The sequence below is a fragment of the Dyella dinghuensis genome, from assembly GCF_003977615.1.
GTDB lineage: Bacteria > Pseudomonadota > Gammaproteobacteria > Xanthomonadales > Rhodanobacteraceae > Dyella_B > Dyella_B dinghuensis.
Genome location: NZ_RYZR01000007.1, coordinates 196819 through 209660 on the forward strand (window position 1 = coordinate 196819; position 12842 = coordinate 209660).

The window sequence follows — 12842 nt, forward strand, 5'->3', positions numbered from 1 at the left end:
GTGCCTTTGCTTTTTGGCACTTTTCGAGGCCTGAAGTCACTGGATTCCAGCTTTCGCTGGAATGACGGGCAAAAGCGAAAAGGGCCGCCTTCCTGAAACACGACAGACAAACAAAGTAAATCGACAACGGACGGCTTTCGTGTCAGCGTAATGCTCTACGCATGACGCATTGGGGGATGCTCGCATGACCGCTGAGTCACGTCCGCCGTATATCTACGCACCCGGCTCGCCGCTGATGCACCCGACGCTTGCGCTGGATCAGGCGCGTCTCTACGGCTTCTGGGTTCCCGGAGATCTCGAAAAACTTCAGGCGAGTGTGGACCGCACACTTAACGCATGCAGCCGCGGAGAAATTCACTTCACCGTGCTCACGCATTACGTGCTGTTGAGCTTTGCCGAAATCACGCATGCGCACAGCGATTACCCGACCGATGTCGTCAAAGGCTGGGGCAAGGAAATCGACATCGTCGCCTGGGTGATGATTGGCGGCACGAAGCCCGGCGACGTCTTTCCAACGTTCTACGCGTATCCATTGCATATCTGGATCGACGATTGCATGGCGCTCATCAACGGGCGCGAGTTGTACGGTTATCCGAAATACGAATGTGCTTATGCCATGCCGGGACCCGATCAGCCGCCATCGACATTCCGCCTCGCGGCAAAAGGCTTCCAGCCGTATTCGATGGAAACGAAATTGGCGATCCATCCGCTGGTCGATCTGAATGCAACAGCGGGTGTGACGGATGAACCGTCCAAAGATGTGCTTGAGTGGCGCGAGGGTCTGATTTCATGCATGCATGAAACACCGGGTTTCTGGGACACGCATCCGGCGTGGCGAAAAAAATTCGACGAATGGTTCGATTTTTTTCCTGGCGTCGATCAGATTTTTCTCAAGCAATTTCCTGATGGCAGCGGTCATCGCGCCGTGTATCAGGCGATCGTGGTGGCCTCGGCGAAGGTCAAGGAAATTCGCAAACTGTCGCTGTTGGCCGGCCGCTACGATCTGACGCTGCATCCCTTCGAAAGTTTTCCGCTCAATCACACCTTGGGTTGGGCCATCGGCGAACAGCAGGCGCATTGCGGGTTCTACCTCGAATTCGACTTCGAGGTGAAGGAAGGCATTGAACTCGTCGATAACTCCAAACTGGATCAGGAGCACTCGTAATGGCGACACAACCTCAACGCATCGCCATTCTAGGTGGCGGTGTCGGAGCCATGACGGCAGCGTTCTGGTTGACGAGCAGCGAGAACTGGCAAGAGAACTATCAGATCGACGTGTATCAAATGGGTTGGCGTCTTGGCGGCAAGGGCGCTAGTGGCCGCAATGCCGAGATCGCGCAGCGCATCGAAGAGCATGGGCTGCACATCTGGTTCGGCTTTTACGACAACGCTTTCAATTTGATGCAGCAGGCGTATAGCGAACTCGGCCGTCCGCCTGGCAGTCCGTTGGCGACGTGGACAGACGCGTTCAAGCCGCAACACTACGTTTGCCTGTCCGAATTGATCGAAAGCACCTGGCGCGTGTGGCCGATCGAAACACCGGAGCTGCCCGGTACGCCCGGCACGCCGCGCGACCCGCAAACGCTCGAGGCCATCATCGCGAAATTGCTGGATTGGCAGCGTTCGTGGTTCGAGTCCTGGGCGGTCGCGTACTTCGAACATCACGGGCGGCCGTTTCGGATGGGGGAGCACAGCGAAAGCCGCTTGCACGATCTCGTGACGGCTGCGCGCGCAGGGTTGAAAGCGTATGAAGACGTGGGCGATCCGATCGTCGTCGCGCGCAAAGCGCGAGATCTGGCCCGACAGGCCGCGCAATCCCCCACGCCGATCGATGCCAAAGACTCGGTGTGGCCCGATGTGCTGAAGCTGCTGCAAGAGCTGCAGCGTGCGTTGCACGATGTCGGTCAACTCTTCGGCAATCCCGACACGTGGTCCGACGATTGGCGTCGTTTGTATCTTGCCATCGACCTGTCATTGGCCGTTGGCATCGGCATGATCACTGATGATGTCGTCGGTAAAGGTTTCGAGGCGATCAACCATATCGATTTCCGCGCATGGCTGACACGCAATGGTGCGCAGCCAGTGAGCGTTGACGGTGCACCTGTGCGCGGTTTCTACGATCTGGTGTTCGCCTACGAGAATGGCGATCCGGATAAGCCGAACATTGAAGCGGGGACGATGTTGCGCGGCATGCTCAAGGTCGGCCTCGGGTATCGCGGCGCGCTGATGTACAAGATGCAGGCCGGCATGGGTGACGTTGTTTTTGCGCCGATCTACGAAGTGCTCAAGCGCCGCGGCGTACGCTTTCATTACTTTCATAAGCTTTGCGAGTTGCGTGCGGATGCAAGCAACTCGCACGTTGCCGAAATCGACATCGAGCAGCAGGTAAGCTTGATCGGCGACGACTACGACCCGCTGGTGAACGTCAACGGTTTGCCATGCTGGCCGTCGGAGCCGCTTTACGATCAGATCGATCAAAAGCAAGCGGCGTGGCTGCGAACGAACGACATCAACCTGGAGAGTCATTGGTCCCGCTGGCCGGATATCTATCGGCAAGCGACGGGCTCTTCGTTGCTGCGCAAGACATTGCGTGTCGGCGTCGACTTCGATCAGGTCGTGTTCGGTTTGTCCGTGGCAAGTCTCGCGCACGTCGCGCAGCCGCTGTTGGCCATCAGCAAACCGTTGCAACAATGCAGCGAAAAAATCGCTGCGGTAGCGACGCAGGCGTATCAGGTTTGGATGAACAAGGATCTCCAGGGCATCGGCTGGAATTACCCAGGCGATCATGGCGAAGAGCCCGTGCTTTCGGGCTTCACCGAGCCGTTCGATACCTGGGCTTCGATGGACCAGCTGTTGTGCCGCGAGACATGGCCGTCGGGCAATGAGCCGAAGAATATTGGCTACTTCTGCAATGCGTTGGCGCTTGATGCTTATCCGCCTAGCGACAATTACGGATTTCCCAAGCAATGCGCCGACGCCGTCAAGGCAACTGCGATTCATCAATTGCAGACACAAGTCGGCGCCTTGTGGACGCGTGTGGGTGAAAAGGATTTTCCGTGGGATTGGCTGGTGGACCCGGCGAATGGTTCCGGCGTCGCACGTTTCGACAGCCAGTTCTGGCGCGCGAACGTCGATCCGTCCGAACGCTACGTGTTGTCGCTGGTCGACACCAGCATCTATCGCTTGCACGCCGATCAATCCGGCTTCTCGAATCTTTTTCTCGCGGGCGACTGGTTGAAGACAGGCCTGGATGCAGGTTGCGTGGAAGGCGCCGTGATGGGTGGCATGCAGGCGAGCAGGGCGATCTGCGGCGTGCCGCTAACCATCCGTGGCGAACGCGGCTGGTAGCGACAAAAGATAAGACTAGTCGCCGCGCAACACGGTGACGGTTTGATCGGCAGGATGCGGGTCGGACACGCGTTGGGTGCGGCGCCGCGATTTGTGTGCGTACATGGCGCGGTCCGCTTCGCGCACGAGTTCGGCGAAGTCGGCATTGCTGAAACGCCGTTGATTGGCCGGTGCACTGCAAATGCCGTAGCTGATGCCGGCGTCAGGGAAATCGCTGCCACGCAGTCGCCGGTCGAGTTCTGCAAGCGCTTTTTCCAGGCGCTCCTGCGTGTGTTCGTCGCCGTAAGCGATGATCGCGAATTCGTCGCCGCCCAACCGGAAGGCGCGAATCAGATCGCCAAGTCGTGCCAGTCCTTCGCCCACGGCGCTCAATAGATCGTCGCCGCGCTCGTGTCCCTGGCTGTCGTTGACGAGCTTCAAGCCGTCCAGATCGATCATCGCGATCAACCATGTGCCCGCGGCGGGATCGACATTTTCGCGGCGCGTGATTTCTTCGATCATCACGTTGAAGGCCAAACGATTGCCGAGTCCGGTTAACGCATCGATCGACGCCTTCGCCACCGCTTCCTGCATGCCGCGCCGGAAGCGCTCGCGACCGTCCTCCACCAGCTTCACGTGATCGGCCAATGCAAACGCCAGCAGCATCGCTTCGCAGCTATTGCCCATCAGCGTCATCAAGTCCGCGTTATCCACGATGCTGGGAATCAAACCGAAGTTGACCGGAAGAATGATCGAGCCGGGAATCAGCACGGCCATGTATGCCAGTGTGAAGAACCGCGCGCGACGTACTCCGCGCCACAACGACCAGATGCCCATGCTGGCCGAGAACAGCACGACAGTGGAAACCAGGAACGTGGCGATCAGGAACGCCAGCGACGGGAAAATCAGCGAGATCGGCAACGCGATGATCGACGCGATGACAATGGCGTAACCCAGTCGCGCCATGCGCGGCGAATGCCGCCACAGTTCGAGAAAGCGAATCGTGAAGCGAACATGCACGACCGGCAGCAAAATAAACCACTGCGTGAAGTTGACCGGGTCCGTGTTGATGCCCAGCCAGCCTTGCGGCACGCCGAAGAAGAATCCCCAACCGAGCACCAGGATCAGCGCCTGGCACCCATAGAGCGTGTAACTGCGATCCCTGATCCACAGCCCCACGAACATGATGAAAACGCCCAGCCCAAACAGCACGCCGAGCGAGCCAAGCATCAGTGCGGACTCGTTCGTGCGGCGTTTGTGGTACTCCGCGCGCGTTTGCACATCGATACGCGGTATCGCCGTGTAGAACTTCGAACTTACCTCGATGACCACGGCGTAGTGATGCCCTGGCGATAGCGACACGGCGGCGGTGCCGCGCGGCATGTCGTTCGTGGCGGTGGCTGCACCGGATTCAAATTGCCGGACAAGGCCATCATCGCCCAGTACAAGAATTCGCGCATTTTCGTAATACGTATTGTCGAACGTCACCACCCAGTCATTGCCTGGCTGATCGGGCGTGAACTGCGAAACCAACCAGAAATCGCCGCCAAGCATGTTCACCCGTGTTACCGGCGTGCGCTGGGCCGTCCACGATGCGACGTCGGCATAGTTGCCTGGCGCGCGTTCACCAGGCATCGCTTTGTATGTCGTAACAGCCGGCTCCTCGCACCTTGGGCCAAACAAGGGGTAGGGGTCGTTTGCCCAAGACGTTGGGCACGCAAGTACGGTGAGGAAAAAAAAGGCCAAAACCATCCACCCGCGGCCCAATGACCGCGGCGACGCGGGTACTTTCGCGTGCGAGCGATAACGCAAATCAGCCCCTTTCCCCGTCTGCGTCTGGGGATGGTACACCGGCATTATGGCGGCTGCGTAATAAATCAGGGGCCGCCCGGTCCTGCCAAAAGGCCATGACTTTCGACAGGCAGGGCATACCTGCACACGCCGAAAACCCTCTCTTCGAGGTCGGTTGCCACCCCTTGTTCCGGACCTCTTCCACTACCATTTAGCACCGGACGAACATGGATACGTAGAAAGATGGCTGCCCTTCGCCTGGCCTTGGCTCAATTCGATTTTCCGGTCGGCGCCGTCGCCGCCAACGCCGCCAAAGTGCGAGACCTCATGGCTCAGGCACGCGCCGGCCATGCCTCGTTGGCGGTCTTTCCCGAACTGACTATCAGCGGATATCCCCCCGAAGATTTGTTGTTGCGGCCGAGTTTTCTGGCCGCTTGCCAGGATGCGGTAAACGATCTGGCGCGTGACACGAACGGTCTGAAAGCGATCGTAGGTTTTCCGCACAGTCAGGGCGAGGTATTCAACGCCGCCGCATTCCTGAGCGATGGCGAAGTGATGCAGATCACGCACAAGCAGGCATTGCCCAACTACGGCGTGTTTGACGACAAACGTTACTTTCGTCCGGGCCGTACCACTGCCGTGGCGGTGGTCGATGGCGTGCGCGTGGGTTATCTCATTTGCGAAGACATCTGGCAGGCCGAGCCGGCTGCGAAAGCGGCCGATGCCGGTGCCGAACTCATCGTAGTGATCAATGCATCGCCCTGGGACGATGCCAAGCAAACCGTACGCGAAGACATCCTCATTCAGCGTGCCAAGGAAACCGGATGCGCCATGGTGTATCTCAACCTGGTTGGCGGTCAGGATGAAGTGGTGTACGACGGTGCATCGTTGCTCGTGAATGCGGACGGTCGCGTTGCCGGTCGCGCGCCCGCGTTTGTCGATGCCTTGCTCTGGGCCGATTTCGATCCATCGGATCGCACCTTGCATCCACGCGACTGGCCCACCGCGAAAGACACCTCGCGCGAAGCCACGCTTTACTCGGCACTCGTGCGTGGCGTTCGTGACTACATCGACAAGAACGGATTTGGCGGCGTGTTGCTGGGTCTTTCCGGTGGTATCGACTCAGGCCTTACGCTTGCGTTGGCCGTCGATGCACTCGGCCCCGAGCGCGTAACCGCCGTAATGATGCCGATGCGCTACACCTCGCAGCTTTCGCTCGATGGTGCGCGTGAGCAGGCCGAGCGGCTTGGCGTGGACTATCACGTCATCAGCATCGAGCCGACGTACGAATCGTTCATGACGGCGCTGTCGCCGCTGTTCGGCGGCAAGAAGCCCGATACAACCGAAGAAAACCTGCAATCGCGCACACGCGGCGTGATGTTGATGGCCTTGTCGAACAAGCATGGCCGCCTCTTGCTCGCCACTGGCAACAAGAGCGAGATGGCCGTCGGTTACGCCACGCTATACGGCGATATGTGCGGCGCCTACGCGCCACTCAAGGATGTGTACAAGACCGAGGTCTATCGTCTTTCCCGCTGGCGCAACGATGCGGAGCGGCGCGAAAGCGGCGATATGACGGCGTGGGCGATTCCTCCAGCCGTGATCGAACGACCGCCGTCGGCGGAGTTGCGCGACAACCAGACCGATCAGGATTCGCTGCCGCCCTACGACGAGCTCGATGCGATCCTCGCGCGCTTTATCGAAGACGAGCAATCGCAGGCGGAAATCATCGCCGCCGGTTACGACGAAAATACCGTGCACCGTGTGGTTCGCCTGGTGCTGGTCAACGAATTCAAACGCCGCCAGTCGGCGCCGGGTCCCCGCGTGACGACACGCGCGTTTGGTCGCGAGCGCCGCTATCCGATCACGTCCGGTTGGAAGTAGTCCGCTATCTTTCAAACAGCCAAGAAAAAAGCCGGTGGCCTGAGGCACACCGGCTTTCTTTTGTCTTGGTGATGATCTGACGCTTAGTAGTGACCCGAGAACGGAATCATGCGGCGCAGAATCGACGGACGATGCGGCCAGTTCGGATCTTTCAGATACGGATGGTTCGGATAGTTCAGTGCAAGCACCTGACGCGTCTGCTCGGCCAGATCCTTCTGTCCCAGCGCCAGATAGCTGCGCGTCATGATGGCCAGCGCGTCGCCGGCTTCTGGCGCTTCCTGATAGTGCTCGATCACGTACTGGGCACGGTCGGCGGCAGCGACGTAGGCCTTGTTGCGAAGATAGAAATCGGCCACGTTGATTTCGAACTGCGCCAGGATGTTGCGCAGGTAGATCATGCGCTGACGTGCATCGGCGGCGTAGGCGCTATCCGGGAAGCGGCGGCTCAGTTCCGAGAAATCGTCGAACGACTTCAGGTTGTAGCCCTGATCGCGGCGCGACTGCGCACCGGTGCGCTCGCCGGCGAATGCACGCTCGACAACGCCCGTCGTGCGATCGAAATTGATCAGACCGCGCAAGTAATAGGCATAATCCACATGAGGGCTGAGCGGATTGGTCTTGATGAAGCGGTTGATCGTGGAATACGCATCATCCGGCTTGTTGTTCTTGTATTGCGCGTAAGCCAGTTCCAACTGGGCCTGCTGATTGAACGGGCCAGATGGGAAGCGGGCGATCAAGCGCTGATATGCTTTCTCAGCCGCCGAATAATCGGAATGCATCAGATCGGTGTGTGCCTTGGCGTAAAGCTGAGGCAGCGGCAACGTGTCGAGCGGATCCCCTTTGCGGTGGAACCACGAGCAGGCGCTCATCGTCATCGCCAGGACGAGCACGATAAGTACTTTCAAAACAGGCGTCGAGATGACCGGCAGCTTGGTTACGCGCATGAGTAAGGGGTTCAGATGATTGAGCAAAAAGGGATGATAGCCGAAACCGGCCTCCAGCCGGGGATAAGGATGCTCTGATGAATTCTGTGCAGGTGGCATGATGTCCAGAAGGCTTGCGGGGTGTGGTGCGCGGCGCCGGGAAGACTGGCTGTCTTGCCAAGCCGCGCGGCGCAGCCTGCGAGCCTTCTGGACATCACCCCATCCTTTAAGTTCAGCATGTTGGGGCCGGCTTTATCCGTTCGCATCCCTTCGGTCCATCGTCTCGACAGACGGCCAGTCTGCCTTCGCCGATGGTCCTGTGGGCTGCGAACGGATAAAACCGGTGACACCTGCACAGAATTCATCAGAGCATCCTTAAGCATGACCACCATTCGTCACGAGGCAATCGTCCCCTTGTCGGCCGCAGGTCGGAGGTTCGACCAGGCATTGGCCGAGATGTTCCCGGATTACTCCCGTTCCCGCCTGACGTCCTGGGTGAAGGACGGCGCGGTGACGCTGGACGGGGCCCCGGCCGCGCCACGCCATCTGCTGCGCGGGGGCGAGAAAGTGCAGCTGGAGGTGGAACTTGAGACCGAGGTGGCCAGCGCGCCGGAGGCGATCGCGCTGGATATCGTCTACGAGGACCCGCACCTGCTGGTGATGAACAAACCGGCTGGGCTCGTCGTGCACCCCGGTGCCGGCAACCCGGCGGGCACCGTGCTCAACGCGTTGCTGCATCACGACCCGAAGCTGGCGGAGCTCCCGCGCGGCGGCATCGTCCATCGACTGGACAAGGAGACCTCGGGCCTGATGGTGGTGGCGAAAACACTGGCGACCCACACGGCGCTGGTCGCGATGCTGTCCCGGCACGACGTGGAACGGCAGTACGAGGCCATCGTGCTCGGCACGATGATCGCCGGCGGCACCATCGACGCGCCGATCGGCCGCCATATGGGCGATCGGCTGCGGCAGGCGGTGCGCGACGAAGAAGACGGCAAGCACGCCGTCACGCACTATCGTCTGCGCGAGCGTTTCCGTGCGCACATGCTTCTTCAGTGCAACCTCGAAACGGGGCGCACGCACCAGATCCGCGTCCATCTGTCGCACATCGGCCATCCGCTGATCGGCGATCCCCTCTACGGCGGCGGACTGAAGCTGCCCAAGCGCGCAACGCCGGAACTGGTTGCCGCGTTGCGCGGTTTCCGCCGACAGGCGCTGCACGCGGAGCGCTTGGCGTTCGAGCATCCCGTGACCGGCGAGCCGATGAGTTTCCAGGTACCGCGTCCGGCCGATATGGATGCGTTGATCGCGGCACTTCGCGAAGATCTTGCGGTCAATGGCCCGGACGATCATTGACCTCGCGATCATTAATCCAACGATGGTGCCGATGAACGACGCATGGATCTTCCCCGATTGGCCTGCGCCGAGCCGCGTGCATGCGGCCGTGACCACGCGTCATGGCCCGGGCATTTCGCAGGCACCTTTCGAGCGTTTCAACCTCGGCTTGCGCAGTGGGGATGACGAACAAGCCGTGCGCAGCAATCGCAGCGCCCTGCGCCAGTCGCTGGATCTTCCCGCCGACCCCCGCTGGCTGCGGCAAGTGCACGGCACGGTCGCGGCGGAATTGGGGCCGCTGCCCAGCCGGGAAGAACCCGAGGCCGACGCCGCGGTATCGCGTGTGCCCGGCACGGTGCTGGCGATCCTCACGGCCGACTGTCTGCCCGTTTTGTTCTGCGCGGATGATGGCAACACCATCGGCGCTGCCCATGCCGGCTGGCGCGGACTGGCCGCCGGTGTGCTTGAGCAGACCATCGAGCAGATGCAGCGCCCGGCGTGCAAATTGATGGCGTGGATGGGGCCCTGTATCGGGGCCACGTCTTATGAAGTGGGCGATGAAGTCCGAAAGACCTTCATCGAACAAAACGCCGCGGCGAGTGACGCGTTCGTCGCGACGCGTCCGGGCCATTGGCAATGCGATTTGGCGGTACTGGCAAAACAGCGTCTTACCGCTGCCGGCATCACCCGTATCCACGGCGGCGGTTTCGACACCCGCACCGACGAGCGCTTTTACTCCTATCGCGGCGAGGGCGCCCGCAGCGGCCGTTTTGCCAGCCTGATCTGGCTCGCCCAGAGCTAAAGTGCGGTCCCCTGCTATTGGCTGAAGCCATGCCGGGGTGCATCCTAGCCGTCGCTTGAATCAACCCGCGCTGTCCGCATCTCTTCGGGCAGTGGCGGCGTGTCCGCCAAACCTTTTTGGGGATACTCCGATGCGAATGGACAAACTCACATCGCGTTTCCAGCAAGCGCTTGCCGATGCCCAGTCATTGGCCGTGGGACGCGACAACAACATGCTCGAGCCGGTGCACGTGATGGCAGCGCTGCTCGATCAGCAAGGCGGCTCGACCGGGCCGCTGCTCACCCAGGCTCAGGTGAACGTTCCGGCCCTGCGCCAGCGCGTGAATGAATTGCTTGAGCGGCTGCCCAAAGTCAGCGGGCAGGAAGGCAATATCCATGCGGGCAACGAGCTGACGCGGTTGCTCAATCTCACCGACAAACTCGCACAGCAGCGCGGCGATCAATTCATCGCGAGCGAGCTTTTCGTGCTCGCTGCGCTGGAAGACAAAGGCGAAGTCGGCGCTGCGCTGAAAGCCGCTGGCGCCACCAAGCAGCATCTTGAAGCGGCGATCGAAAAACTGCGCGGCGGTGAAAAAGTGCAGAGCGAAAATGCCGAAGAGCAGCGTCAGGCGCTGGAAAAATACTGCGTCGATCTGACCGCGCGCGCGGAAAGCGGCAAGCTCGATCCCGTGATCGGCCGCGATGAAGAGATCCGCCGCACGATTCAGGTGCTGCAACGTCGCACCAAGAACAACCCCGTGCTGATCGGCGAACCCGGCGTGGGCAAGACGGCGATTGTGGAAGGCCTCGCGCAGCGCATCGTCAAAGGCGAAGTGCCCGAAGGCTTGCGCGATCGCCGCGTGCTTGCGCTCGACATGGGTGCGTTGATCGCCGGCGCCAAATTCCGCGGCGAATTTGAAGAGCGTTTGAAGGCCGTGCTCAATGACCTGGCCAAGAACGAAGGCCAGATCATCCTGTTTATCGACGAACTGCACACGATGGTCGGCGCCGGCAAAGCCGATGGTGCGATGGACGCAGGCAACATGCTCAAGCCTGCGCTGGCGCGCGGTGAGCTGCATTGCATCGGCGCGACCACGCTCGACGAATATCGCAAATACATTGAGAAAGATGCCGCGCTGGAGCGTCGCTTCCAGAAAGTGTTCGTGGGCGAGCCGAGCGTGGAAGATACGATTGCGATTCTGCGCGGCCTGAAGGAACGCTACGCCGTGCACCATGGCGTGGAAATCACCGATCCCGCCATCGTCGCTGCCGCCACGCTTTCCAATCGCTACATCACCGATCGTCAGTTGCCGGACAAGGCCATCGATTTGATGGACGAGGCGGCCTCGCGCATCCGTATGGAGATCGACTCCAAGCCGGAAGAGCTGGATCGCCTGGAGCGTCGCCTGATTCAATTGAAGATTCAGCGCGAGATGCTGAAGAAGGAAAAAGACGAGGCATCGAAAAAGCGTCTCGCGGATCTCGAAACCGATATCAGCAAGCTCGAGCGCGAATTTTCCGATCTCAACGAAATCTGGAAATCGGAAAAAGCCGCGCTGCAGGGCGCGACCAAGGTCAAGGAGCAGATCGAGCAGGCGCGGCTTGAACTCGAAGCGGCGCAGCGTCGGCAGGATTACGCAAAGATGAGCGAAATCCAGTACGGCAAGTTGCCGGAGCTGGAAAAGCAGCTCGCGGTAGCACAGGCGGCCGAGACGCAAGAGTTCAAGCTCGTGCAGGATCGCGTGACCGAAGAAGAAATCGCCGAGGTCGTTTCGCGCTGGACCGGTATTCCTGTCACCAAGATGCTGGAAGGCGAGCGCGACAAGTTGCTGAACATGGAATCGGCGTTGCACAAGCGCGTGGTCGGTCAGGACGAAGCGGTGCGCGCGGTATCCGATGCCATTCGCCGTGCGCGTGCGGGTCTTTCCGATCCGAATCGTCCCTACGGTTCGTTCCTGTTCCTCGGCCCCACGGGCGTCGGCAAGACGGAACTGTGCAAAGCGCTGGCAGAATTCCTGTTCGACACGCAGGATGCAATGGTGCGCATCGACATGAGCGAGTTCATGGAGAAACATTCCGTGAGCCGTCTGATCGGTGCACCTCCGGGTTACGTGGGTTACGAAGAAGGCGGTTACCTCACCGAAGCGGTGCGTCGTCGCCCGTACAGCGTGATCCTGCTGGACGAAGTGGAGAAGGCGCATCCGGATGTGTTCAACATCTTGTTGCAGGTGCTCGACGATGGTCGCCTGACCGATGGTCAAGGCCGCACGGTGGATTTCCGCAACACCGTCATCGTGATGACGTCGAATCTCGGCTCGCAGTTGATCCAGGAACAGGCTGGCGATTCCGAGGCCGATTACATGCAGATGAAGGCGTCCGTACTTGGTGTGGTGCAGGCGCACTTCCGCCCGGAATTCATCAATCGTCTGGATGAGCTGGTGGTGTTCCGTCCGTTGCAGAAGACGCAGATCCGTTCCATCGCCAAGATTCAGCTCGCCTATTTGGAGAAGCGTTTGGCGGAGCGTCACTTGAAGCTGGAAATTGGCGACAAGGCGCTGGATCTGTTGGGCAACGTCGGGTTCGATCCGGTGTACGGTGCGCGTCCGCTGAAGCGTGCGATTCAGCAGCAGCTGGAAAATCCGTTGGCGAAGGAAATACTGGAAGGACGCTTTGCTCCTGGCGCGACCATTGTGGTCGAGGCGGAGCATGGGCATTTGAGCTTCCATCAGCGCTGAGCGTGCATCCCTTCTCTCTCTGGGAGAACGCGGGGAGAGCACATGGATGTGCTCGGCTTTGAGGAGC

The 12842-nt window shown here is 60.2% G+C and carries 8 protein-coding genes; 6 read left to right on the forward strand and 2 right to left on the reverse strand.

What is annotated here, in order from left to right:
• Positions 1-184 precede the first annotated feature (184 nt).
• Entirely contained in the window at positions 185-1165 is a 981-nt protein-coding gene (locus EKH79_RS18955) for a hypothetical protein (RefSeq protein WP_199754339.1), read from the forward strand.
• Entirely contained in the window at positions 1165-3348 is a 2184-nt protein-coding gene (locus EKH79_RS14720; protein ID WP_199754340.1) for an NAD(P)-binding protein, read from the forward strand. The genes EKH79_RS18955 and EKH79_RS14720 overlap by 1 nt, the downstream gene beginning before the upstream one ends.
• A gap of 15 nt (positions 3349-3363) precedes the next feature.
• Here the strand turns inward: EKH79_RS14720 and EKH79_RS14725 are convergent, their stop codons facing one another.
• The gene (locus EKH79_RS14725) at positions 3364-4962 is read right to left on the reverse strand and encodes a sensor domain-containing diguanylate cyclase (protein WP_158621260.1); all 1599 of its coding nucleotides are present in this window, start codon (positions 4960-4962) and stop codon (positions 3364-3366) included.
• A 399-nt stretch (positions 4963-5361) separates the two neighbouring features.
• Between EKH79_RS14725 and EKH79_RS14730 the strand changes: the two genes are divergently transcribed.
• Entirely contained in the window at positions 5362-7002 is a 1641-nt protein-coding gene (locus EKH79_RS14730; protein WP_126674593.1) for an NAD+ synthase, read from the forward strand.
• A gap of 83 nt (positions 7003-7085) precedes the next feature.
• Here the strand turns inward: EKH79_RS14730 and EKH79_RS14735 are convergent, their stop codons facing one another.
• Positions 7086-7946, reverse strand: coding sequence for an outer membrane protein assembly factor BamD (locus EKH79_RS14735; protein ID WP_126674594.1), 861 nt, complete (start codon positions 7944-7946; stop codon positions 7086-7088).
• Positions 7947-8306: 360 nt separating this feature from the next.
• Between EKH79_RS14735 and rluD the strand changes: the two genes are divergently transcribed.
• From rluD to clpB, 3 genes are all read left to right on the forward strand, one after another.
• Complete coding sequence (gene rluD, locus EKH79_RS14740) at positions 8307-9281, forward strand: 23S rRNA pseudouridine(1911/1915/1917) synthase RluD (protein ID WP_126674595.1); 975 nt, start codon at positions 8307-8309, stop codon at positions 9279-9281.
• Positions 9282-9312: 31 nt separating this feature from the next.
• Entirely contained in the window at positions 9313-10062 is a 750-nt protein-coding gene (gene pgeF / locus EKH79_RS14745) for a peptidoglycan editing factor PgeF (RefSeq protein ID WP_126674596.1), read from the forward strand.
• Between the two features lie 130 nt (positions 10063-10192).
• Positions 10193-12775 carry an ATP-dependent chaperone ClpB gene (gene clpB / locus EKH79_RS14750; protein WP_126674597.1) on the forward strand — a complete coding sequence of 861 codons (2583 nt, stop codon included), beginning with the start codon at positions 10193-10195 and terminating at the stop codon, positions 12773-12775.
• Positions 12776-12842: the final 67 nt, after the last annotated feature.